Raw genomic sequence first — 25,281 nt, forward strand, 5'->3', positions numbered from 1 at the left:
ATGAGCGTGACCCAGCACTACACGGACGACGAGCGCCGTCATTTCCTGCGCTACACCCGCACCACGTCGTGGCCGATGCTTCAGCGGTTCCCGGTCCGCGACGAGCTGCACACCGAACTGCTCGCGCAGATGCTGACCACCACGGCCGAGACCGTCGAGTCCCTCCAGCGCTCGCTCGCCGCCGAGGCCGAGGCGTCGGCCGCCGCCATGATGGCCGACGAGGAGTACCGGGAGGCGCTCACCGGCCTGCCCTTCGACCCGGGCGACCGGATCGTCGCGGTCGGCGACTCGATCACCGCCGACCGGCTGGGCTGGTTCGACCTGCTGGCCGCCTCGGTCCGCCGGGCCGGTCCGCCCGCGCCGAGCCTGGTCAACCTGGGCGTCAGCGGCAACACGACCGCCGACGTGCTGGAACGGTTCGACCTGCTGGAGGAGGCCAAGCCCACGCGGGCGCTGTTGATGCTCGGCACCAACGACGCGCGCGTCCACGGCCGCCGCGGCGGCTTCCGCATGATTACCGCCGCGGAGACCGAGCGCAACCTGCGGGCGCTGACGACCCTGATCACCCGTGACCTGAACGCCACGGTCACCGTCATCACCCCGCCGGCGGTCGATCAGGTGCGCGCCGACCAGTTCTTCCACGGCGCCCCCGTGCGCTGGGAGGCCACCGAGGTGGCCGAGGTGGCCGAGGTGGTCCGCCGGGCCGTCCCCGACGCCGTCGACCTGCACAGCGCCACCCGTGCCCACCTCGGCGACCTGCTCGAACCGGACGGCGTGCACCCCAACCGGTCCGGTCAGCAGTTCATCCTGAGGCGGGTGGTCGACCACCTGCGTCTCACGTGTGGCGGAAGACCGTGACCAGCACGCGCAGGACGAGGACGGCCGAGACGACCAGCAGGCCGTAGCCCAGCAGCGGGAACAGGGCCACGCCGGTGCTGAGCCGGGGGCCGCCGTCGGTGCCGAGCAGGAGGACGGCCATCACGCCCGCGGTGGCGCCGATGACCGTGAGCAGCGCCTGGTGGAGCAGGCCGGTGACCAGGCGGCGGTCCTGGTCGTCGGCGAACAGGCGGACGTTGAAGCGCAGCCGGCCGTTCTCGACCGCGTCGCCGATGCGGTCGAGGCGGCGGGGGAGCCCGCGCAGCATCGGCAGCAGCGTGCTCAACTCCTGTTCGAGGGCGTCGCGCAGGTTGTCCGGGGTGAGGGTGTCGGCGATCCGGCGGCCGGCCGACGCCCGGGCCTGACCGACGAGGTCGAATGCCGGGTGTACGAGGGCGAGCGTTCCCTCCAATGTGGTGACGGCACGGAACACCGCCGCCACCGACGGCGGCACGCCGAGGCCGTGCGCGGCGAAGGTGTTCAGCAGCGCGGTCACCGCCGTGACGCCGACCGTGCTCCCCGGCGCCGCGTAGCGGACGATGAGCGCGCCGACCACCCGCTGGAGCTCCCGCTCGTCGACGTCGCCGGGGCGGTCGAGCAGTTGCAGCAGCGCGTCGGTCACCGTCACCGAGTCGCCGCGGCCGACCGCCATCAGCAGCCGGCCGATCGCGGCCCGGGTCACCGCGTCGATCCGGCCCACCGAGCCCAGGTCGAGCATGCTCAGCGAACCGTCGGTGTCCAGCAGCAGGTTGCCCGGGTGCAGGTCGACGTGGAACAGGCCGTGGGTCAGGATCTGGTCGAGCATGCTGTCGAGCAGGCCGGCCGCGATCTCGGCCCGCCGCCCGGCGTCGAGGCGCGCGAGCGCCGGGGCCGCCGTGCCGAGCGGCGTGCCGGGCCGGCGGTCCATCACCAAAACCCTTTCGGAGCTGAGTTGCGGGTACGCCGTGGGCACGCGCACGCCACGCTCGGGTGATCCGGCCAGGGCCGCGGCCATGGCCTGGAGGTTGTCCCGTTCGATCGTGAAGTCGAGCTCCTCGCGCAGGGCCACGGCGAAGCCGTTCGCGAGACCCCGTACGCCGAAAGCCTTGCCCCAGGAAGTCCGTTCCTCGAGCATGTCGCCCAGCCGGAGCAGGATGTCCAGGTCGCGTTCGACGATGCGGGCGATGCCCGGCCGCTGCACCTTCACGACGACCTCGGTGCCGTCGAGCAGCCGGGCCGTGTGCACCTGGGCCACCGAAGCCGCGGCCAGCGGCTCCCGGTCGATGTCGCGGAAGACCTCGCCGACACCCCGGCCCAGCTCGGCCGCGAGGACCGCCTCGATCTCGGGCCACGGCACCGGGGTGGCCTTGTCCTGCAACGCGGTCAGCTCGTCGGCGAACTCGGCCGGCAGCAGATCGCGCCGGGTGGACAGCAGCTGCCCGATCTTGACGAAGGTCACGCCGCCGTCGTCGAGGGCGCTGCGCAGCGAGCGGGCCAGCCGCCGCCGCGCCGCCGCCGACGTCGGGCCCGGCTGCGGCCGGCCGCGCAGAAACCGGCCCAGTCCGTGCCGGAGCGCGATCCGGACGATCGTCGAGTAGCGGCGGGTGCGCTCGATCCGGCGCCGGGCGCCCCGCACGGCCTCGACCGGGCCCGGCAGCGAGCCGGTCGGCAGGAGCACCTCGAGCACGACCAGCGCGGCCATGGCGAGCAGGGCGGCGATGACGAGCGACGCGGCGGCCAGCAGGAACGCCTCGCCACCGCTGACCGTCGCCGGATCGGGCGGCGCGAACGCCGACAGGATCGGGGCCGTCACCAGCATGGCCAGCACGGCGGCCAGCAGCGCCCGGACCAGCCCGACCCGGACGCCGAGGAGCCGGCGGATGACCGCGGCGAACGCCAGGACGGTCACCACGACGATCGGTACGAACAGCAGTATCGACAGGGCTCGTTCCACGAGGACTGACGATAACGGCGACTCAGGGTGCGTAGGTGGTCACCGCGGACGCCGTCCGGCCGTACAACCGCCCGTTCGCGACCATCGGCGCGCCTTGCAGGGCCGAGGTCTTCGCGTCGAGCCCGAGGGCCTTTCCGGTGCGTGCCTCGAACGCCGCCAGCGGATGACGGCCGTCGCGCCAGCCGTAGACCACTCCGCCGCCGACGGAGATCTCGATGGGGCCGTCCTCGGCGAAGGTGGCCGTCCAGAGCCGGCGGCCGTCGCTCGCGTCGACGGCGATCAGCTCGTTCGCGAACGTGTGCAGGTAGACCCGTTCGCCGTCGGTGGCGAACCCGGACGTCGCGCCGTGGCTGGGGAACGTCCGGAGAACCTTGCCCGTGGCCGCGTCGACACGGCGGAGGGGCCCGTCCGGGTCGCATCGCATGTAGAACGTCGCGCCGTCGGGGGAGGCGCCGATCGGGGTGAAGCAGCCGGTGCCGGGCGTCCACAGGTCCCGGCCGGTGGTGACGTCGACCGCGGCCGTCGAGTCGTCGCCGACCACCAGGATCCGTCCGCCGGCGGCGATGGTCTCGCCGCCGATCGACCCGGCGCGGGCCCAGGCCCGCGAGCCGTCGGCGATCCGGTACGCCCGGAGACCGTACTGGCTGATCGGGGCGTCCCACACGCTGCCGACCAGGATGCCCTGGTCGGCGAGTGTGCCGTACATGGTCTCGGGGATCCGCTTGTTGTAGAGCACCTGGCCGGTGGTCACGTCGTGGGCGGTCAGGAAGGTCTTGCCGGACCGGCAGTCCCGGTACTGGGCGATGAGCCGGGTGCCCACGATGGCGGCCAGGCTGATGCTGGTCTTCCTGGTGGTGGCCGGCGTCTGCCAGAGCAGCGCGCCGGTCGTCGCGTCGTGACCGCTGATCCGGTACGCCGCGGCCGTGACCAGGCGGCCGGCGCCGACCAGGGGCGTGGCCGGGGCGGCGCACGTCGCGGTGGCCAGCGGGACGCTCCAGCGCGGCTTCAGCCTGACCGCCGCGGTGGGGGTCAGCCGGGTCTCGCCCGGGTTGTAGTGGTCGCCGGTCGCGTGGGCCGCCGCCTGTCCCCAGGCATCGGGGACGGAGGCGGCGGCCGGAGCCGGGACCAACAGGACCGCGGTGAGTGCCAAGTAGTGATATTTCATGACATCACCGTAGGGCGAGGCGGGTCGCGTCAGCGGTGCGAACGGAGCCACTCACGGATATCGGTGACGACCTGCCGGTCGGGGTCGCCGAACTCGGGGACGAACTTCGGGGTGATGTTCATGGTGTGCGCCATGCCCGGGTAGACGATGATCTCGTGGTCTTTGTTGCCGGCCGCGCCGACCGCCGCGTCGGCGGTGCGGGCGACACGGGCCGGGGTCTGCAGGTCGTTCTCGCCGTTGAGCAGCAGCGTCGGGCCGGCGAACTTCGGCAGCGCCTCGGTCACCGTCGGGAAGCGGGCGATGTCGTCGACGTAGTCGCGCAGCCCTTCCAGGCCGGGAACGTCCGGGTAGTTGTCGATGCCGGTGGCCTTGCGCAGCACGGCTCCGGCCTCGGCGTCGATCGCGATCTGCCCGTCGCGGTCGGTGTCGGTGCTCGCCCGCACCTTGCCGCCGTCGAGCAGGACCGGGCGGATCTGGGCGGCGATCTCGGCGGGCTGCCCGATCAGGCCGTCGGCCGCCTCGCGGGCGGTCAGCCGGCCGTCGGCGTCGACGTCGAACTCGTCGTGCATCTGCAGCAGCAGCCGGCCGAAGAGTTGCAGGGTCAGCAGTTCCTTGATGTCCTGCCCGACGACGCCCATGGCGATCACGCCGGCCGGCTTCGGGATGCGGTACGCCTTCGGGTCGGCGGCCAGGTTGGCGGCCACGTTCGTGCCCTCGCTGTGCCCGAGCAGGAAGATCCTTGACGGGTCGACCTTCGGCGACGCGGCACCGAAGCGGATCGCGGCGGCCGCGTCGCGCTGGATCTGGGCGTACGGGTTCTTCGGGTTGAGCTGGGCCGGATCGGTGCTCTCGACCGGTCCGACGCCGGTCACGCCCCGCTTGTTGAACCGCAGGGTCGCGAAGCCCTCCCGGGACGCGGCCTGGGCCAGCGGGACGAACGTCGCGCCCTTGCCCTCGGGCAGCGTCTGGTTCATGTCGTTGTGGCCGCTGCCGTGCAGCATGACGACCAGCGGCAGGCGGCCCCGGGCGCCGCGCGGATAGGTCAGCTCGGCCTGGGTGACCCAGCCCCGGCCGAAGTCGATGCGGACCTGCTCGCGCACGATCCCGGACCAGCCCACCTGCTGCGCGGCGGGGGCGGGGGCGGCCGGCTCGGCGTGGGCGACCCCCACGCTCCCGGCCAGGACGGCGGCGGCGGTCAGGGCGACGGCCAGGCGGCGGTGATTCTTGGTCGATGTCATAGAGGAAACGCTATTTTTCGCGGCCCTCCACATCGATCCAGCTACCTGGCCGATGTGGGGTACAGCAGGCTGTACCTCACGCTTGCCAGGTCTCCGGCGGGGTGAGCGGCACCGGGGCCGGGCGCTCGGCGGTGGTGGTGAGCTCGACGCGCCGGCCCGACTCGGCCGAGCGGAGCAGGGACGTAATGGCGTCGAGGATGTGCAGGGCGAGCGCGCCGCCGGCCCGGGGCGCCCCGCTGGTGATCATGTCGAGGAGGCCGATGCCGCGGGCCGCGCCGAGGTAACCGGCCGACGGGCCGAGGGTGCGCCAGTCGCCGGCGCCCAGCTCGAAAAGGCGTACGTCGCCGTCGAAGTAATTGGGATCGGGGACGGCGAGGGAGCCGGTCTCGCCGTGGACCTCGATCGGGGCGGCCGTGGTCCGCACGGCGTCGAAGCTGGTGGTGATCGTGGACAGGGCGCCGCCGGCGTGGTGCAGGACGCCGGTCACGTGGGTGTCGACCGCGACGCCGATCCGCTCGCCGGCCCGCGGACCGGAGCCGATCACCCGGGTGTCGCGCAGGCGGGAGGCGGCGCCGGTGACCGCGACGATCGGGCCGAGCAGGTGGACGAGGGCGGAGAGGTAGTAGGGCCCCATGTCGAGCAACGGGCCGCCGCCGGGCCGGTAGTAGAAGTCGGGATTCGGGTGCCAGCGCTCGTGGCCGGGCGTCGCCATCACGGCCACCGCCGACAGCGGCCGGCCGATCAGCCCGGCGTCGACGGCCGCCCGCGCCGTCTGCACGCCGGTGCCGAGCACGGTGTCGGGGGCACAGCCGACAGCTACGCCGGCCGCGGCCGCCCGGTCGAGCACCGAGCGGGCGGCCGTCAGATCGGCGGCGAGCGGCTTCTCGCCGTACACCTGCTTGCGGTGACCGATGGCGCCCAGCGCGACCGGGGCGTGCGCCGCGGGCGTGGTGAGGTTGAGAACCGTGTCGACGCGCTCGTCCCGCAGCAGCTGCTCGACTTCCAGCGCGTGGCACCCGTCGATGCCGTCGGCGACCGACGCGGCCCGGGCGGTGTCGAGGTCGGCGACGGCGGCGATGGTCACGCCGGGATGGCCGGACAATGTGGAGAGGTACGCCCCGGAGATGTACCCGGTGCCTACGATGCCGACGCGGTGCGGGCGGCCCACAGCATTCCCCTCTCGACGACGGTGCGGACGTTCTCCTCGCGCAGGACGTCGAGGCTGTGCCCCGGCGTGCTGACCACGACCCGGCCGTCACCCCACTGCCGGGTCCAGACGGCCGGAGAGACGATCGGCCGTCGCCACGGGTGCCATGGCTGGACCGGATGGGTGGTGGTGGCCAGCACGTCGTTCAGATCGTCGTGCAGCACCCAGTACTGCTCGGTGGTGAGCTCGAAGTCGCCGAGGCCGGCCGTGATCGGGTGTTCCCGGCCGAGCTCCGTCAGCTCGTACCGATGGGGCAGGAAGTTGTCGGTCTCGTCGCCGCAGCGCGCGCCGGGCTCCTTGCCGGGATGGGTGGCGAACTGGCCGCCGACCAGTTGCAGATAGTCGGAGGATGCCCGGAACGAGTCGGCGATGCCGCCGTGCCAGCCGGTGAACCCGGTGCCGGCCGCGACGGCCGCCCGCAGCCCGGCGACCTCGTCGTGCTCGATGGAGGACATGGTGACGCACTGCACGATCAGGTCGGTCTCGGCCATCACCGACCGGTCACTGTAGACGGCGGTCGAGCCGGAGACCCGGACCTCGAAGCCGCTGGCCGTCAGGAAGGGCAGGAAGAGCTCGGTGGCCGCGACCGGCTGATGCCCCTCCCATCCGCCGCGAACCACAAGAGCTCTCATTCATCAACGACTATCAGATTCGGCGTAGTCGCGCATGGCCGCGGCGACATCGTGCAGGAATCCCGTGGCCGCGGCCGCCTGCTCGGGGCTCAGCCGCGCGGCGGCCTCCTCGATCCGTTTCAGCAGCGGGGTGAGCGCGGCCAGCACCTCCTCGTACGCGGTGGCGGTGGCGACCACGGTCTGCCGTCGCCGGTCGGACGGGTGGGGCACCCGGCGCGCGTGCCCGGCCGCGTCCAGCCGGTCGACGAGGGTGGTGGCCGAGGCCGAGCGGATGCCGAGACGCTGCCCGAGCTCGGTCGGGCCGAGCCCCTCGGGGCTGCTCAGCAGGTGGTCGAGCGCGACGGCGTCGGTGATGCCGACCTCGAGCCGGCGGGCCAGACTGTGCGCGGCCTCCCCGTTGGCCTGGAGCACCTCCCGGACCGCGCGGGCCAGGTCGCTGCGCAGCGGCTGTCGCGAGGTGGTCACGGCGACATCATACGGCTACCAGGTAGCAAGATTTTCTAATTACACGTATAACGAGATTCATGACAGGCGAGATAAAGGCGCGCGTGCAGCGGGAGGTCGACGACTTCCTGGCGGCGCAGGCGACGATCCTGGCCGACGTCCACGGGGACTGCGCGCCGCTCGTGGGCTATCTGACCGGCTTCCTGAGCGGCGGAAAGCGGCTCCGGGCCGCCTTCTGCTACTGGGCCTGGCGGGCCGCGGGCGGCGCCGACGGGCGGGGCATCGTCCGCGCGTCCGCGGCGCTCGAGTTCTTCCAGGCGGCCGCGCTGATCCACGACGACGTCATGGACGCCTCGGAGACGCGGCGCGGCGCCCCGGCCATGCACCGCCGGTTCGCCGCCCTGCACCGCGGGCACGGCTGGCGCGGGGAGCCCGGCCGCTTCGGCGAGTCGGCCGCCGTCCTCGCCGGCGACCTGTGCCTGGTCTGGAGCGACGAGCTCTACACGGCCAGCGGCCTGCACCCGCTCGCGCTGACCCGGGGCCGGGCGGTCTTCAACAGCATGCGGACGCAGCTGATGGGCGGGCAATATCTCGACCTGCTGGAGCAGGCGATCGCCGGCGGCCGTGAGCTGGGCGCCCTGGAACGGGCCCGCCGGGTCGTGCACTACAAGAGTGCCAAGTACACCGTCGAGCATCCGCTGCTGCTCGGCGCCCGGCTGGCCGGGGCCGGTGACGGTCTGCTGGCCCGGCTCTCCGCGTTCGGCCTGCCCCTGGGCGAGGCCTTCCAGCTGCGCGACGACATCCTGGGCGTCTTCGGCGACCCGGCCCGAACCGGCAAGCCGGCCGGGGACGACCTGCGCGAGGGCAAGCGCACGGTCCTGGTCGCGCTGGCCCTCGACCGCGCCTCCGCGCCGCAGCGGGCCCTCGTCGAGGAGTTGCTCGGCTCGCCCACCCTCGACGAGGCGGGCGTCGGCGCCCTGCGCGAGATCATCGTGGACACCGGCGCGCTGAGTGCCGTCGAGGACATGATCTCCGGCCTGCTGGAACGCTCGCTGGCCGCCCTGACCGCCGCGCCCATGGACCGGGCGAGCCGATCGGCGCTGGAGGGCCTGGCTCAGGCGGCCACCGACCGGGTGGCCTGAAACCGGTCATCGTTTGATCACACCAGGTTGACTTTCATCGATCTCAGGCTCTAGCTTCGGGGCTCACGCTTGCCGATACGGGGCCGGACGGGCGTCGATGCCTTGTGCTCGAAACTCCTGGCTGAACCCTGCTCGGTGACTTTTCATCGCATGGTTCACGGGGGAGCAGTACGTGTCGATGACGCCTGCGCGCATAGCGTTCGGGTCCGCGTTAGCGGTTCTCTTGACATCCTTCACCGCAGTCGGTCTCACCGGCGCCGCCGAGGCCGCCTGCCCGTCCGCGGTCGCGGCCGATCAGGCGCCGGTGAGCCGGACCGAGGCGTCGGCGCAGCGCCTGGCCGAGCTGTGCGGCAAACCGGTCGAGGTGCTGGCCGAGGCCGACGAGACCACCAAGGTCCTGGCGCTGCCGAACGGCAACTTCTCGCTGGAGTCGCACGTCGAGCCGCAGCGCGTCGAGCGCGACGAGCGCTGGATCGACCTCGACACGACCCTTCAGCCGGGCTCCGACGGCCGGTTGCGGCCCCGGGCGGCGGCCGACGTCTCCTTCTCGGCCGGTGGCTCCGGTCCCCTGGCCGTCTACCGCGAGGGTGGCGCCGACTTCTCGCTGACCTGGCCGGACGCGCTCCCGGCGGGCGTGGTCGACGGGGACGCGGTCACCTATCCGGAGGTCTACCCGGGCGCCGACCTGGTGGTGCGTGCGGTGGCCGGCGGCTTCTCGCACGTCCTGGTGGTCAAGACGCCCGAGGCCGCCGCCAACTCGAAGGTGCGCGCCACCGCGTACACCATCGGTGGGTCCGCGGCCGTGACCGAGACCGGCGGCGAGGTCGTGCTCAAGGGCCCGCGCGGCGTCATCGCCGGCGCCCCGCGCGCGGCGGCCTGGGACTCCACCTGGAGCAAGCCGGACGTCGGGGGGCCGATGCGCAAGCTCGCCTCCGAGACGGCCGTGGCCGACCCCTCCACCGCCGAGGCGCCGGGCGGGCTGGCCCGCCAGGCCGAGGTCGACGTCGAGGTCAGCGGCAAGCGGCTGACCGTGCGACCGGACGCCGCCCTGCTCGACGGTGCGTCGCGGTTCCCGGTCTACATCGACCCGACGTACTCGAAGTACTACCAGAAGTGGATTCCGGTCAACGACTCCCGGCCGGACACCAAGTGGACCTCCGGCACCGCGTGGCCGCGCGACGTGATCCGGATCGGCTCGAACTTCGACAACTACGGCGACATCTGGCGTGCGCACACCCAGTTCGACGTCACCTCGCTGCGCGGCAAGCGGATCATCAAGACGCCGAGCGTCGAGGTCTACCTGTCCCACACGGCCTGGTGCGCCGGCGAGTCGCTGCAGCTGTGGCAGACCAACGCCATCGACGGCAACACGCCCACCTGGGACGGGATGAAGGGCAAGTGGCTGCACGGCGCCGCGCTGCAGACCAAGACGGTCAAGGCGAACAGCGGGTGCAGCGGCCAGAAGCCGTCGTGGGCCAAGTTCAACGCGGCCGCGGTCAAGACGCGGGTGCAGGTGGCGGCCGACGGCAACGCCAGCACGATCACGTTCGGCCTGCGGATGAAGACCGAGAGCGGCGGCCACTGGGCCAAGGCGGAGCGGGGCAAGGTCAAGCTCGCCGTCGAGTACCAATCGAAGCCGTCCTCCCCGGTGGCGGTCCGCTCGTCGCCCGGCGGCAACTGCACCAAGACCTCGCCCGGGCCGTGGATCAACGACAGCACCCCGGCGCTGTACGGCAAGGCGGCCGACGCCGACAACTCGGTGAAGATCGTCTTCGACGTGAACGGCCCGACCAGCCCGGCCGAGCACACCTCGGGATCGGTCGCCTCCAACGCGGAGGCGGGCTGGACCACCGGCGTCCTGGCCGACGGCAACTACAACTGGAAGGTCTACGGCACCGACGGCACCGACAAGACCGGATGGAGCGCCGCCTGCTACTTCCGGCAGGACCACACCCCGCCGACCACCCCGGTGATCACCCGGACCTCCGGCACCCCGGTGCTCGGGCAGCCGGTGACGTTGAGCTTCGCCTCGACCGACGCCGGATCGGGTGTGCTGCGCTTCGAGTACGGCCTCGGTGTGGACGCCAAGCAGACCCCGCTCACCGCCTCGTCGGGCAAGGCGAGCCTGACCTTCACGCCGGACACCGGGCGCACCCAGATCTACGTGTGGGCCCGGGACAACGCGGCCAACTACTCGGCGCGGGCGATCTACAACGTCTTCACCGGCCGGGTCACCCCGGTGCAGCCGCTCGGCGTCTACCGGCTGACCCACGACCTGCGTGACGACTCCGGCACCACCGACGAGTCGGGCACCGAGGACCCGTTCGCGAACGAGAAGGACCTCACCCTCACCGGTACGGGCACGACCTACGGCACCGACCGTCTCGGCAAGGGCGGCGCCGCCCTCCAGCTGAACGGCAGCGGTTGTGCCGGAACGGCGCCGGTGCTGCGCAGCGACGCCCCGTACACCGTCTCGGCCTGGGTGAAGCTGACCGACAAGGCCGCCGACCGCGCGGTGGTGACGCTGGCCGGCACCACCATGCAGTCGATGGTCCTCTACTACGACAAGGCCAAGGACCGCTGGAACCTCGGTGTCTCCTCGGCCGACGTCGCCGCACCCACCTGGAACACGGTGCTCAGCACGGCGGCGCCCGCGGTGAACACCTGGGAGCACGTCGCGGCCACCGTCGACCCGGTCGGCAAGCTGCTGCGGCTCTACGTCAACGGCAAGATGGTGGCCGAGACCGCGATCACCGTGACGACCTGGCACGCCGGGTTCCGCACGATGATCGGTTGCAGCGGCCACGCGACGGTGTCCAACGCCCGTCCGATGATCGGCCTCATCGACCAGGTCGGCCTCTGGAGCGGCCTGCTCAGCGAGGCCCAGATCAAGGACGCCGGCAACGAGCTCCCGGCCGGCATCGCCGCCGGGTGGGCGCTGCGCGGCACCGGCGCCGACCGGGCCGAGCACGGCTACGACCTGACCGTGCCCGAGCCGGTCGTCCCGACCACGCCGCCCGACCCGGAGCCGACCGAGGAGCCGGAGGAGCCGGAGCCCACGGACGAGCCCACGCCGGACCCGACCGACACCGGCAACCCGGACGAGCCCGAGCCGACCGGCACGCCCGAGGTGCCGGACGAGACCGAGGCGCCGACGGAGGACCCGACCGAGGAGCCGACGCCTGAGCCCACCACCCCGCCCGCCCCGCCGATCGAGTGGACCGCCGACCAGTACGCCCGCCCCGACTCGGCCTGGAACGTCAGCGGTGACCGCTGCGCGACCAGCCCGCGCTCGGTGATCCGCAGCGACGAGTCGTTCTCGCTGTCGGTCTGGGCCCGCCTGGACGACGCGAGCGCCATGAACCAGACGATCCTCGGCGCCGACGGCAACCGGGTCAGCGGCTTCTACCTGGGCGCCCGCACCAACGGGCAGGGTGTGCCGTTCTGGTCGCTGATGATGAAGGCCACCGACGACGAGACCTCGCCGTCCGAGTGGGCGGGCGGCACCACCGACGCGTTCGCCGCCTCGATCGGCAAGTGGACCCATCTGACCGGCGTCTACAACGCCACGGCCAAGACGATCACCCTGTTCGTGAACGGGGTGAAGGCCACCACGGTCACCCGGACCGGCGGCAACTGGAGCGCCGGCGGCCTGTTCACCATCGGCTGCGCCAAGTACGCCGGTGTCGCCGGCGACTACTTCCGCGGCGCGATCTCCGACGTGAAGGTGTGGCGCGGCGCGCTCACCGACGCCGAGGCGGCCGCCGTCAAGCAGGCCAACAACCCGGTGAAGGTGGAGGGGCAGTGGCCGCTGGAGGGGCCGCGCTCGGACACGCCGACCAACCTGGAGGACACCTCGGGCAACGGCCGCCACCTGTCCGTGGCCGGCGCGTACACCTGGGAGCAGGACCGGGCGGCCAGCCGCAACGGCGCTCTGGGCCTGGCCCTGGCCCAGGGCTCGTGCGCCGAGACGGCCGGCCCGGTGGTCCGCACCGACGGCTCGTTCTCGGTGGCCGCCTGGACCGCGATCGACGAGCTGACCGGCACCCGGACCGTGGTGTCCCAGTCGGGCGCGCTGCGTCAGGGCTTCCGGATCGAGTACGCCGGTGACGTCAACCGCTGGCGGGTCGTGATGCCGGGCGCCGACACCGCCGCCGCGGCCTCGGTGGAGGTCCGCTCGCTGGCCGCGCCGGTGGCCGGCACCTGGACCCATCTGGCCGCCGTCTTCGACCTGCCGGCCAAGAAGCTGCGCTTCTACGTGGACGGTGACCTCCAGGGCGAGGTCGCGGTGAGCACCACGCCGTGGCACGCGGCCGGTCCGCTCACGGTCGGCTGCACCGGCACCACCGCCGGCGCCCGCACCAACTACCTCGGCGGCGTCGTCGACGACGTCCGGGTGTGGACCTCCACCGTCGACGCCGACCTCTTCGGCACCTTCGCCCACGCCTGATCCCGGAGACCAACCCCCATGAAACGAAAGCACTTTGCCCTGGGCACGGCGGCGCTGATGCTGACGTCGGCCCTGACCTACCACTGGGTGGCCGAGGAACTGAACGGCGAGCGCGACGCGCAGCCGGTGGCCGCCAAGAAGTTCGGCACCGTCAAGGTCGATCCGTCGCCGCTGCCCGCCGACGGCGGCGCCTGGACCGGACCGGCCAAGGGCGGCTTCCCGGCCGCCGGCCTGGTCGAGATGACCCTGACCAGCGGGGCCGTCGCGGGCCGGGCCGGGTCGATCCCGGTCACGGTCCGGCCGGTGAAGGCCAAGAAGGCGCCGGCCAAGGTACGGGTCTCGGCCCTGCCCGAGGAGCACTCGGCCAAGCTCGGCCTCAGCGGCCCGGTCATCGCGGTCGAGGCCGACAGCGCCGGTGACGTGGAGACGACCGTCGACTACGACAGTTTCTCCGGGATGTACGGCGGTAACTGGGCGAGCCGGGTCAAGCTGGCGCAACTGCCGGCCTGCGCGGCCACGACGCCGGAGCTGCCGCAGTGTCAGGACCCGGCGCCGATCGAGAACGTCCGCGACGGCAACAGTCTGTCGGCCCCGCTGACGCTGTCCGGCTCGGCCGCCACGGTGATCACCCTGGCCGCCGACACCGAGTCGGGGGAGGGCGACTACAAGGCGAGCGACCTTCAGGCCTCCGGCTCGTGGACGGCCGGTGACTCCTCCGGCGGGTTCAGCTACGCCAACGACATCGACGTGCCGCCCGCGCCGGGCCCGACGCCGCAGATCGCGCTGAACTACGCGTCGCAGATGGTCGACGGGCGCACGGCCGGTGCCAACAACCAGGCGTCCTGGGCCGGCGACGGCTGGGACTACTCGCCCGGCTTCGTCGAGCGGTCCTACGCCGCCTGCGTCGACGACCGCGACAAGGTCGACGACAAGGAGGCCAACAACAAGGACAAGAAGACGGCCGACCAGTGCTGGAAGGGCAAGTCGCCGAACATCACGGTCTCGCTCGGCGGCACCAACACCACGCTGGTCAAGGACGACGACACCGGCGCCTGGCGGCCGGCGCAGGACGGCAACTGGAAGGTCCAGTACGAGGGCGCGCCCGCCACCAAGAGCGACGCGACCACCGAACGCTGGGTCGTCACCACGCCGGACGGCACCCGGCATTTCTTCGCCGGCGAGGTCGCCTCGTCGAACTCGCGGTGGACCGTGCCCGTCTTCGGCAACCACGAGGGCGAGAGCTGCCGCGCCGACGCGTTCAAGGACTCCTCCTGCAACCAGGCCTGGCGCTGGCTGCTGGACAAGGAGATCGACGTCAACGGCAACATGACGCGGTACTACTACAAGAAGGAGACCGGGCACTACGGCGCGGCCGGCGACAAGAACAACCGGGTCTCCTTCGACCGGGGCGGCAACCTCGAGCGCATCGAGTACGGCCTGAACACCGCCTATCCGGACGTGGCGGCCACCGCCCGGGTCGTCTTCAGCACGGCCGACCGGTGCTTCGCCGACGAGTGCTACAAGGACGACAAGCCGGTCAAGGCGAACTGGCCGGACGTGCCGTGGGACAAGGAGTGCACCGCCGAGCCCTGCACCGACAAGCTGGCCCCGGTCTTCTTCTCGGTCAAGCGGCTCACCAAGATCACCACGCAGATCCGCAGTGGCAGCGCCTTCAACCCGGTCGAGTCGTGGACCCTGGACCAGGAGTTCAAGGAGCCGAAGTCGGCCACCTCGGCCTCGCTGTGGCTCAAGCAGATCACCCACGCCGGGCACGACGGCGGCACGGTCACCGACCCGCCGGTCGTCTTCACCGGCGTCGAGCTGACCAACCAGGTCAACGCGATCGCCGGCGCCCAGCTGTTCTCCCGCTGGCGGATCGACAACATCCGCACCGAGTCCGGCTCGGACATCCACGTCACCTACTCCGAGCCCGACTGCGACGCCGGTGACCTGCCCGACCCGGCCACCAACACCCGGCTCTGCTACCCGGTCTACTGGACACCGGACGGCTACTTCGACCCGACCCGCGACTGGTTCCGCAAGTACGTGGTCAAGGAGGTGACCCAGAGCGACCGGACGGCCGACCAGCCGCCGATCCTCACCCGCTACTCGTACTCGACCGAGGGCAGCGGCACCAACGTGCTGTGGGCCTGGGACGACAGCGAGTTCACCAAGAAGAAGCACCGCACGTACGGGCAGTGGCGCGGATATTCGCAGATCGTCACCCGGGTCGGGCAGACCGACACCGGCAAGGTGCTGACCACGCGCAAGCGCTTCTACCGCGGCCTCGACGACCAGCCGCTGCCGGACGACAAGACCCGCAACGTCCAGGTCACCGACGAGGCCGGCAACAGCTACGCCGACCACCCGGCGCTGGCCGGATCCACGCTGGAGGAGGCGACGCTCGACGGCACCACCGTCGTCGAGGCGCAGACCACGGCGTACTGGGTCAAGCAGACCGCGGTCCGCAGCCGCACCGGCGGCAGCGACAAGGCGTACCGCATCGCTCCCTCGACCCAGCGCAGCCGCAAGCTGCTGGCGCCGGGCGTGTGGCGGCAGACCGAGTCGCGCTCGGAGTTCGACGGCGAGGGCAACATCGAGTCGACCTCGGACCTCGGCGAGACCGGCAAGAGCGGGGACGAGACCTGCACCCGCTTCACCTACGTGTCCAACGACGACCCGTGGCTGCGCGGGCTGCTCTCCCGCGAGGAGAAGGTGGCCAAGGCCTGCTCGGAGAGCGTCTCCCGGCCGGCCGACATCGTCTCGGACGTCAAGAACTTCTACGACAAGTCCGAGACCCACGGCAGCGCGCCCACCAAGGGGCAGGTCACCCGGGTCGACAAGCTGAACTCGTGGACCGGCGGCGCGGCCGTCTACACCACCACCGGTCGCACCGCCTTCGACAGCCTGGGCCGGCAGGTCAGCGAGACCGACTCGCTGGGCAAGGCGACCACCACCAGCTACACGCCGGCCGGTCCCGGCCCGGTGACACAGACCAGGACGGTCAACCAGCTCGGCCACGAGACCATCACCGACCAGGACCCGGCCTGGGCCGAGCCCACGTCGATCCTGGACGCCAACAAGAAGCGCACCGACCTCGAGCGTGACGCGCAGGGCCGGCTCACCAAGGTCTGGCTGCCCGGCCGGGCCAAGGCCTCGGCCACGCCGAACATGGAGTTCAGCTACCTGATCCGCAACAACGGCCCGCTCGCGGTGACCACGAAGCGGCTCGGCCCGAACGGCAACTACGTCACCGAGATCGGCCTGTTCGACTCGATGTACCGCACGGTGCAGACGCAGGAGGACGCGCAGAAGACCAAGGACGGCAAGGACGCCCGGATCGTCAGCGGCACCGGCTACAACGACCGCGGCCAGACCGAGTACGAGTCCGACCAGAACTACGTGCTCGGCAAGCCCGGCACCGACCGGCTCGAGATCACCCCGGGCGAGGACCGCAACCGGATGGTGACCACCTACGACCGGCTGGGCCAGGAAGTCGAGGAGGCGCTCTGGTCGTACAACGTCAAGAAGTGGGCGACCACGACGTCGTACGGCGGCAGCTCGGCCGGCTGGCAGACCGCGGTGACCCCGCCGACCGGCGGCACCGCCACCATCTCCATCGAGAACGCCGACGGCGACCTCATCGAGAAACGGGAGTTCCACGGCCGGACGACCAGCGGCGACTACGACGCCACCAAGTACACGTACAACCCGCGCGGTGACCTGGCCACCGTCGTCAAGGGCGGCCTGACCTGGAAGTACGAGTACGACCTGCGGGGCCGCGAGGTCAGGACGACCGACCCGGACAAGGGCACCACTACCGTCGAGTACAACAACGCCGACGACGTGGTGAAGTCGACCGACGCCAAGGGTGACGTCGTCTCCACCACCTACGACGACCTCGGCCGGCAGAAGGAGCGCTTCTTCAACGGGGTCAAGGCGGCCACCTGGACGTACGACACCGTGGCCAAGGGCCATCCGACGAAGTCGACCTCGATCGTCAACGGCTACTCGTTCAGCCGCGAGGTCTTCGAGTACAACGACGCCTACCAGATCGTCGACGAGGAGTCGGTGATCCCGGCCATGCCGGGGCTGACCGCCCTGGCCGGCACCTACGTCTCCACGAACACCTACACGCCCAACGGCCTGCTGTGGCGCAGCAGCCTGCCCAAGGTCGGCCCGATGGAGCGGGAGGGCATCACCCGCACCTACGACGACCTGGGCAACGTGGTCAAGCTGGCCGGCACGTCGTCGCCCTCGGGCACCGTGCGCACCTACGTCGACCGGACCACCTGGTCGCCGTACGGCGAGGTCCTGAACCGCTGGCTCGGCACGCCGGTCGGTGACAAGCCGCAGGCCTACCAGAGCTACGTCTACGACGACGCCACCCGGCGCCTCTCGGAGTTCTGGTTCGACCGTGACGGGACCGTCCCGAACGTGGCGGCGCTGAAGTACACGTACGACGACGCCGGCAACGTGCTGTCGATGGCCAACCGGCCGGTCGACGAGGACAACAACCCGCGGGCCGGCGAGGAGGACGTCCAGTGCTTCACGTACGACCACCTGCGGCGGCTGACTCAGGCGTGGTCGCAGGCGTCCGCCACGTGCGGCACGCCGGCGGCCGGGGGCAAGGCGCCGTACTCGAAGTCGTGGACGTTCGACGAGCACGGATCGCGGACCACCGCGACCGACCACGTCACCGGCAAGACCGCCCGGTACGACTACGACAAGGCGTCGCACGCGCTGAAGACCGTCACCACCGGCGACCAGGTCGACACCTACAAGTACAACGCCCGTGGCGACCTCGAGTCCCGCAAGATCGGTGACCGGACCGAGACGTACACCTGGAGCGCCCACGACAAGCTGACCAAGATCAGCGGCCCCGAGGGCGACACCACGATGGTGTACGACGTCGACGGCAACCGGATCGCCCGCATCGACGCCGGCGGGGCCGGGGCCAGCATCTTCGTCTACGGCCACGAGTACACGACCACGCCCACGTCGGGCACGGCCGCGACCCGCTACTACGAGCACGGCGGCGACACGATCGCCTCCCGCACCGACAGCACCAGCAAAAAGGGCGACATCATCTGGCTGGGCGCCGACCAGCAGGACTCGGCGAGCTGGGCGATCAACTCGGTCACCCGGGTCTCCACGGTGCGGTACAACGACCCGTACGGCAACTCGCGCTCGCCGGCGCCGGTGCAGTGGCCGTCCGGTCAGCGCGGTTTCGTCGGCGGCGTCCAGGACCCGACCGGGCTGGTCATGCTCGGCGCCCGGTTCTACGACCCGAGGAACGGCGCGTTCATCTCGGTCGACCCCGAAGTGGACGAGTTCGATCCGCAGCGCCTGCATCCGTACGCGTACGCCAACAACAACCCGACCACCTTCTCCGACCCGGACGGCCTGTTCTGGGGCTCGCTGAAGAACGGCATCCAGAAGGCGGCCAGCTCGGTCGCCAGCGGGGTGACCCAGGCGGCCAAGGCGGTGGTCAACAACGCGGGCACGATCGCCTCGGTGGCCGGCACGGTCGCGATGGTGGCCGCGGTGCTGCCGCCACCGGCCCAGGTGGTCGCGGCGGCGGCCGGCGCGGTGGCCGCGGTCGCCGGCGCCATCGACACGGCCAAGAGCTGTGGGGGTGGCGACAAGCTCGGCTGCGCGGTCGGCATCGCCAGCATGATCCCCGGCGTCCGCCAGGCCAAGACGGCCGCGCGGGGCGTCGGCGCCGCCAAGGACGTCACCAAGAAGTTCGCGGCCGAGGCCGACGACGTGGCCAAGGCGGCGAAACGCGAGGCGGACAACGCCGCGCCGATCCGGCCGGACGCGCAACGGCCGGGCGTCGCCGAGGCGATCAAGACGCGGTCCGGCGCGATCTACGCCTCCACCAGCAAGGTCGGCACGCCGCCGTGGCTGCACTGGAAGGTGCGGTTCATCCTGAAGCTGGTGCCCAAGCCGCTGCGCGGCAAGGGACACGGCAAGTGCGGTCTGACGGTCTGCCTGACCAGGTCGCTGAACGAGAAGCAGAGCCCGCGCGGCGCGTCGGCCCACGCGGTGACGATCCGCAACCGGGCGACGCATCCGAAGCACGCACGGCAGGTCCCGCCCTGCGGCAGCTGCAAGTTCCTGTCATTCTTCTTCGGGCTGCGCTGGGCGTACCCGTGGCGGTGGTGGAACTGGAGGATCTGAGGTTTGGCTGACAGGTTCCCGCGTGGTGTCGACCGCGCTCTGCGCAAGGCCGGCTGGTTTCCCGGCCGGCGGGTCGACACCACGCCCTGGCGGGATGCCATCGACGGCATCGACATGCATCCGGCGGCGAGCGCGTTCCTGGCCGAGTTCGGCGGCCTGGCCGTGGACGTGCACGGCTTCGGCCGTACGGCGGCGAAGGAGCCGTTCGAGCTGGATCCCGAACTGTGCGAGGGTGAGGAGGGCCGGTTCCGGGACTGGAGCGAGTTCCTCGGCCGGTCCCTCTACCCGCTGGGCGAGCTCGACCACGGACGCTTCTTCCTCGGCATCGACGAGGAGGGGACGCTCTACCTGGTCATCGACTGGCTCGCCGTCTTCGACGGCCCGGCCGACGCCGGGCTGATCGCCCTCTGCCAGGGCACCATGCCCCGGCAGTTGTCCCCGAACGAATGAGCTGGAGGCCGCGGGGTGGATCGCGCTCGGCATGATCGAGCGCGTGACTCGTTCCGCCATCGCGGCCTCCTCGCTTCTGCTCGCCGGTGCGCTGCTGACCGGCTGCGGCGCGAAACCGGCCGACACCCCGCCGAGCCCGCCCGTCCCGGCCAGTCCGCGGTCGTCGCCGCCGGCGGTCACCGAGACCCCGCGGTTCGGTGAGCTCGAGCGCCGATTCAAGGCCCGATTGGGGGTGTACGCGGTCGACACGGGAAACGGGCGCACGCTCGCCCACCGGGCCGACGAGCGTTTCGCCCACGCCTCGACGTTCAAGGCCCTGCTGGCCGCGGTGCTGCTCCGAGACCTCACCGATGCCGATCTGGGGCGCGTGGTGACGTACACCCAAGCGAATCTGCTGGAATGGGCGCCGGTCACCTCTCGCCATGTGGCCACCGGGATGACGGTCGAGGCCCTGATCGACGCGGCCGTGCGCCACAGCGACAACACCGCCGCCAATCTGCTGCTCCGCGAGGTGGGTGGCCCGGCCGGGCTGCAACGGGAACTGCGGAAGATCAACGACCGCGTGACGTACGTCAGCCGCACCGAACCGTCGCTGAACGAGGCCACGCCCGGCGACCAGCGGGACACGAGCACACCGCGGGCGCTCGGCACCGACCTGCGCCGGCTGGTGCTCGGCGACGACCTGCCCCCGCCTCGCCGCCAGAAGCTGGCCGCCCTGCTGCGCGGCAACACGACCGGTGGCCCGTACATCCGGGCCGGAGTTCCCGCGGGCTGGACGGTGGGTGACAAGACCGGCGGCGGTGGCTACGGCACCCGCAACGACATCGCGGTCGTCTGGCCGCCCACCGGGAGCCCGCTGGTCATCGCCGTTCAGTCGGATCGCGGTGTGCGGGACGCGGCCTCGGACGACGCCCTGATCGCCGAGGCGGCCAAGGCGGTCGTGGCCGAGCTGCGGTGACCGTCACAATTGCAACATTCGGTACATTTACCCGCGCAGTTGAGGATACTTTTTGCGACCGGATCAACCGCTCGTCAAGAAGGAAGCCGCAGCGTTGCCCGAGTCCCCGATCGCGATCGTCGCCGCGAGCCTGATGCTCTGCGCGCTGGCCGTGGTGGTGTTGCGCCGCAAGGTCAAGCCGGTCGTCGAGGCCGCCGGCCGCGACCTGCTCGTGCGCGTGGAGCCGCACGTGCCCGAGGGCGTGCTCCGGGTGGCGCGGCGATGGTACGACCGGATCGACCCGGCCACCGCCCGTTCCATCCTGGTCGCGGCCATCGCCGCCGGCATCGCCTGGTCACTGGCCTCGACCCTGCACCTGGTCGGCGCGGTCACCGCGTCGATCTCCGCGATCCTGTCGGTGCACCTCAGCTCGCACGCCTCGGTCCGGGACGGGACGAAACGCCTGATCGGCACCCTGGCCGGCGTCGGCGGCGCGGTCGGGGTGTGGGGAGTGTTCGGGCCGAGCCCGGTGTCGATCGCGGTGATCGCCGGCTGTGGCCTCATCGTGGGCCGGGTGCTGCGCCTGGGCGACGGCTCGGTCACCGTGCCCGCCACCTCGCTGGGCGTGCTGGTCGCCGGCAGCGCCGCCGCCGAGACCCACGTCTGGGAGCGGGTCGGCGCGACCGCGCTGGGCATCGTGGTCGGCGCCATCCTGTCGCCGCTGGTCGGCGGCATGACACCGCTGGAACGGGCCCACAGCAAACTGGCCCACCTGTCCACCGAGATCGCCCGCCTGCTCGGCGACCTCGGGACCGGCGCCGCCCGCGGATACGGCCGGGACCAGGCCGCGCAGTGGCTGGCCCGCTCCCGCGAACTAGGCGAGACCCTCGGCGAGGCGGTCGACGCCGTCGAAGACCTGGACCGGCAGGCCCGCTGGTCGCTGACCACGCCGCTGACCGAGGTCGCGCCGGTGCACCACACGTTCCGCGTGCTCGAGCACGGGGTGCAGCAGGTGAACTCGGTGGCCCGCTCGATGTTCGACGCCGCCGCGGCACCACACTGCCCCGGCGTCCCGGACGACATCGGCCCCCTGCTCACCGCCGCCTCGGAGGCGTTCGCCGCGCACGCCACCCTGGAGACCGACCCGGGCGCCGACACCACCCAGGACGCCGGCGAACTCGAGGACCTGCTCGACGGCCTGCGGGAGGCCCGCCGGCAGACGCTGCACAAGGTGCGCACCCGCATCGACGACACCGGGGTGCTGGTCCTCGCCGGCTCGATCATCACCGACATCGACCGGATGGCCGGGTCGCTGGAACGCTCGGCCCCGGCCCTCACCGTCGGCGAACGGGAGAAGGGCCCGGGCATCCCGGCGGTCTCGGAGGTGGTGCCCGTCGTCCGCAGCTTCTGGGAGAAAGCGGTGACCCCGAAGGCCGACGACCGTTAGATCGATATGCGATGATCGACCCTCCTCGAGCCGCAGGGGGCGTCACGCATGGCCGAGCACGACGAGCTGCACACCGACCGCCCGCACCCGGCGCGGGTCTACGACTACCTTCTCGGCGGCAAGGACAACTTCGCGGCCGATCGCGAGGCGGCGCACCGGGGCCTCGAGGCCAACCCCGACAGCCGCATCCCGCCACGGGAAAACAGGTTGTTCCTGCGCCGGGCGGTCCGGTTCCTGGCCGAGCAGGGCATGGACCAATTCCTGGACATCGGTACGGGCATACCCAGCGCCCCGAACGTGCACCACGTCGCCCAGGCGATCAACCCGCGGTCGCGGATCGTCTACGTCGACAACGACCCGATCGTGCTGGCCCACGCCCGCGCCCTGCTGACCGGCGACCCCCGCGGCCGCACCGACTACGTCGACGCCGACCTGCGCGACGTCGACGCGATCCTCGAGGCGGCGGCATCGCAGGGCGCCCTCGACCTGAACCGCCCGGTCGGCCTGCTGCTGATAGCGATCCTGCACTTCATCGGCGACGAGGACGAGCCGGGCAAGATCGTGGAAAGGCTTCTGGCCGCGCTGCCGCCGGGCAGCTACCTGGCGCTGTCCCACCTGACCGGCGACTTCCGCCCGGAGGCGTGGGCCCAGGTGGCCGAGATCTACCGCCGTCAGGGCGTCACCATGCGGGTCCGCTCCAAGCCGGAGATCGAACGCTTCTTCACCGGCCTGGAGATGGTCGACCCGGGCCTCCAGGTCGTGCCGGCATGGCGCCCCGACCTGGGCGACCCGACCGAGCCCGCGCCGTCCGACGCGCAGGTCTCCGTCTACGGCGCCGTCGCCCGCAAGTGATCGCGCGCGCTCAGGGGCGCTGGGCGGGGCGGACGAGGCCCGCGTCGTAGGCGGCGATCACCAGTTGGGCGCGGTCGCGGGCGGCCAGCTTGGCCAGCAGGTGGGTGATGTGGGTCTTCACGGTCTTGACCGAGATCACCAGGGCCTCGGCGATCTCGTCGTTGGACCGGCCGCCGCCGATCAAAGCCAGCACATCGACCTCACGGGTGGTCAGTGCGCGCAGCCGCCCCACCCGCCCGGGCCGGGGCGCGTCGAGGTAGTGGGCGACCAGGCGGGTCAGAATCGCCGGGGCGAATAAAGACTCACCCCGGTGTGTACGGCGAATCGCGGCGAGCAGATCCTCGGGATGCGCATCCTTCAGCAGGAAACCCGAGGCCCCGGCGCGAAGCGCCTCGTGCACGTACTCGTCAAGCTCGAACATGCTCAGCACCACCACCCGGGTGCGGTCGAGCACCGGGTCGGCGCAGATCCGCCGGGTCGCCTCGAGCCCGTCGAGCCGAGGCATGCGCACGTCCATGAGGACGACGTCCGGCCGCACGGCGCGGGCCCGCATCACGGCATCGGCCCCGTCGGCGGCCTGGGCGACCACGGCCAGATCCGGCTCCTTGTCGATGATCACGGCAAGGCTTTCGCGCAGCAGCGGCTGATCGTCGACAAGCATGACCCGCACGACCGCCCCGCTTGTGGCCTGTCCGCCCGCGGCCGCCCCCTCGGTCGCCCGGCCCGCGGCTGTCCCGCTTGCGGTCGCCTGGCCCTCGGTCGCCTGGCCCGCGGCTGTCCCGCTTGCGGTCGCCTGGCCCTCGGTCGCCTGGCCCGCGGCTGTCCCGCTTGCGGTCGCCTGGCCCGCGGTCGTCCCGCTCGCGGCTGCCCCGCCCGCGGTCGTTTCGCTCATGGCTGCCCCCGCCCCCGGACGCCTCGCCCCCGGAGGCGGCGTCCGGGGCGCGGGCTGTTGCGCGCTAGTCATGCGGGATGAGGGTTGCCGCGGGGGAGCGGTCCGGGACGTGTGCAGCCGCGGGCGAGTGGTCCGGGATACAGCGGACACGGGCGAAGCGTCGGGGGTGTGGCCAGTGGTTGGTGCTGCGTGGGGCCTCGACCTGCCGCGCCACCGGGTGGAGGGGCTGGCCGTGGTGGCGCCGACCGCCGGCCCGTACACCGAGTGGGGCACGATCGGCGACCAGCTGTCCGAGCTGCTCAAGCTGCCGGTGCTGGTCGAGAACGACGCGGCGGCGGCCGCCCTGGGCGAGTTCTGGAGCCGCCGGGTCTCCCGCGAGCAGTCGTTCGGCTGCGTCTACCTTTCCACGGGGATCGGCGCCGGCATGGTCTTCGGTGGCGCTTTGTTCCGCGGCGCCAGCTTCGACGCGGGAGAGCTGGGACACCTTTCCATTGCGTACGACGGCAGGCCGTGCCCGTGCGGAAACCAGGGCTGCGTGGAGAGGTACGCCTCGATGACCGCCAGCGTCGACACGGCCCGCGCCCACCCGGCCCTGGCGGCCCGCCTCCGCCTGGACGGCAGCGTCTCCTCGGCGTACGACACCTTGGCCCGAGCCGCGGTCAGCGGCGACCCGGACGCCTTCGGGGTGATCGAGGACGCCGCCGGCTACCTGAGCGTGGCCGTGACGTCGATGGTGAACCTGCTCGACCTGGGCCGCATCGTCCTGACCGGCCCCGGCGTGGCGGTGGCCGGCTCCATCTACGCCCGCCGCCTTCGATCCCACCTGGCCCGCACCGCTCACGCCCGCAGCCGCCACGAGGTGCAGGTCGAGCTGTCCGCCCAGCCCCGAAACGCCGCCGGCATCGGCGCCGCCGCCCTGGTCGTCCAGGCGTCGATCGCCCCCGGCCATACTCCCGGCATGCGCTGATCAATTTCGACTGAAAGTGCGCTCGGCGAGGTGCCGGCGTTTTCGCGCATTGTCACAGGTGACGTCCTGCTGAGCGGCGGATCCATGTAAATCGGTGAACGTATTTCAAAGACATGAGTAGCATATGCACCCTTGATGAAAGGGCGGATTCTAGGAGTGGTTGCAACACTCCTGGTTTATTTACTGGTCAGGAGTGTAGCGAGGCGTTCAGCCGGGGTGTCCCAGCCAAGGGTTTTGCGGGGTCTGCCGTTGAGTTCGACAGCCACCGCGGCGAGGTGCTGCGGGCTGTGTGAGCTGAGGTCAGTGCCTTTAGGAAAGTATTGACGTAGCAAGCCGTTGGTGTTCTCGTTCGAGCCGCGTTGCCAGGGCGAGTGAGGATCGCAGAAATAGACTGGCATGCCGGAAGCGGTGCTGAATTGGTGGTGTAACGCCATTTCCCGGCCCTGGTCCCAGGTCAGAGACC

17 protein-coding genes are annotated in these 25,281 nt (G+C 71.6%); 9 read left to right on the plus strand and 8 right to left on the minus strand.

The window, feature by feature from the left end; genetic code table 11:
- On the plus strand, nt 1-858 hold the full coding sequence (locus tag CRP55_RS45355) for an SGNH/GDSL hydrolase family protein (protein ID WP_097328301.1): 858 nt from the start codon (nt 1-3) through the stop codon (nt 856-858).
- Here the strand turns inward: CRP55_RS45355 and CRP55_RS45360 are convergent.
- The 6 genes from CRP55_RS45360 to CRP55_RS45385 form a co-directional block, all read right to left on the minus strand.
- A complete protein-coding gene (locus CRP55_RS45360) occupies nt 836-2,809 on the minus strand; it encodes an ABC1 kinase family protein (protein ID WP_245923769.1) in 1,974 nt (657 codons plus the stop codon). The genes CRP55_RS45355 and CRP55_RS45360 overlap by 23 nt on opposite strands.
- Nucleotides 2,810-2,831: 22 nt before the next feature.
- Nucleotides 2,832-3,974, minus strand: a complete 1,143-nt coding sequence (locus tag CRP55_RS45365; RefSeq protein WP_097328302.1) for an outer membrane protein assembly factor BamB family protein — start codon at nt 3,972-3,974, stop codon at nt 2,832-2,834.
- A 29-nt stretch (nt 3,975-4,003) separates the two neighbouring features.
- Nucleotides 4,004-5,212, minus strand: a complete 1,209-nt coding sequence (locus CRP55_RS45370) for an alpha/beta hydrolase family protein (RefSeq protein ID WP_179855629.1) — start codon at nt 5,210-5,212, stop codon at nt 4,004-4,006.
- Nucleotides 5,213-5,288: 76 nt separating this feature from the next.
- Nucleotides 5,289-6,380 (minus strand): Gfo/Idh/MocA family protein, encoded by a 1,092-nt coding sequence (locus CRP55_RS45375; protein WP_097328304.1) that lies wholly within the window; start codon nt 6,378-6,380, stop codon nt 5,289-5,291.
- Nucleotides 6,350-7,051 (minus strand): ThuA domain-containing protein, encoded by a 702-nt coding sequence (locus CRP55_RS45380; RefSeq protein ID WP_097328305.1) that lies wholly within the window; start codon nt 7,049-7,051, stop codon nt 6,350-6,352. The genes CRP55_RS45375 and CRP55_RS45380 overlap by 31 nt, the downstream gene beginning before the upstream one ends.
- Before the next feature lie 3 nt (nt 7,052-7,054).
- The gene (locus CRP55_RS45385) at nt 7,055-7,483 is read right to left on the minus strand and encodes a MarR family winged helix-turn-helix transcriptional regulator (protein ID WP_438865853.1); all 429 of its coding nucleotides are present in this window, start codon (nt 7,481-7,483) and stop codon (nt 7,055-7,057) included.
- Nucleotides 7,484-7,575: 92 nt separating this feature from the next.
- On the opposite strand from CRP55_RS45385, the gene CRP55_RS45390 reads away from it, so the two are divergent.
- The 7 genes from CRP55_RS45390 to CRP55_RS45420 all read left to right on the plus strand — a co-directional run bounded on the left by CRP55_RS45390 (nt 7,576) and on the right by CRP55_RS45420 (nt 22,959).
- Nucleotides 7,576-8,637, plus strand: a complete 1,062-nt coding sequence (locus CRP55_RS45390) for a polyprenyl synthetase family protein (protein ID WP_097328307.1) — start codon at nt 7,576-7,578, stop codon at nt 8,635-8,637.
- Nucleotides 8,638-8,860: 223 nt separating this feature from the next.
- Entirely contained in the window at nt 8,861-13,087 is a 4,227-nt protein-coding gene (locus CRP55_RS45395; protein WP_097328308.1) for a LamG domain-containing protein, read from the plus strand.
- Nucleotides 13,088-13,105: 18 nt separating this feature from the next.
- Entirely contained in the window at nt 13,106-19,273 is a 6,168-nt protein-coding gene (locus CRP55_RS45400; protein ID WP_143235392.1) for an RHS repeat-associated core domain-containing protein, read from the plus strand.
- Between the two features lie 3 nt (nt 19,274-19,276).
- Nucleotides 19,277-19,723 (plus strand): SUKH-3 domain-containing protein, encoded by a 447-nt coding sequence (locus CRP55_RS45405; protein ID WP_097328310.1) that lies wholly within the window; start codon nt 19,277-19,279, stop codon nt 19,721-19,723.
- Nucleotides 19,724-19,754: 31 nt separating this feature from the next.
- Nucleotides 19,755-20,681, plus strand: coding sequence for a class A beta-lactamase (gene bla, locus CRP55_RS45410; RefSeq protein WP_179855630.1), 927 nt, complete (start codon nt 19,755-19,757; stop codon nt 20,679-20,681).
- A gap of 52 nt (nt 20,682-20,733) precedes the next feature.
- Complete coding sequence (locus CRP55_RS45415; RefSeq protein WP_245923770.1) at nt 20,734-22,107, plus strand: FUSC family protein; 1,374 nt, start codon at nt 20,734-20,736, stop codon at nt 22,105-22,107.
- A gap of 48 nt (nt 22,108-22,155) precedes the next feature.
- A complete protein-coding gene (locus tag CRP55_RS45420) occupies nt 22,156-22,959 on the plus strand; it encodes an SAM-dependent methyltransferase (RefSeq protein ID WP_097328311.1) in 804 nt (267 codons plus the stop codon).
- A 10-nt stretch (nt 22,960-22,969) separates the two neighbouring features.
- Here the strand turns inward: CRP55_RS45420 and CRP55_RS45425 are convergent, their stop codons facing one another.
- On the minus strand, nt 22,970-23,620 hold the full coding sequence (locus CRP55_RS45425; RefSeq protein ID WP_097328312.1) for a response regulator: 651 nt from the start codon (nt 23,618-23,620) through the stop codon (nt 22,970-22,972).
- Between the two features lie 406 nt (nt 23,621-24,026).
- Here CRP55_RS45425 and CRP55_RS45435 point away from each other — a divergent pair, with 406 nt between their 5' ends.
- Entirely contained in the window at nt 24,027-24,818 is a 792-nt protein-coding gene (locus CRP55_RS45435; protein WP_245923771.1) for an ROK family protein, read from the plus strand.
- 176 nt (nt 24,819-24,994) lie between these two features.
- Here CRP55_RS45435 and CRP55_RS45440 read toward each other — a convergent pair.
- A partial coding sequence (locus tag CRP55_RS45440) for an IS30 family transposase (RefSeq protein ID WP_143235394.1) occupies nt 24,995-25,281 on the minus strand: 287 nt, incomplete at its 5' end.

The sequence above is a fragment of the Paractinoplanes atraurantiacus genome (genome assembly GCF_900215205.1).
GTDB lineage: Bacteria > Actinomycetota > Actinomycetes > Mycobacteriales > Micromonosporaceae > Actinoplanes > Actinoplanes atraurantiacus.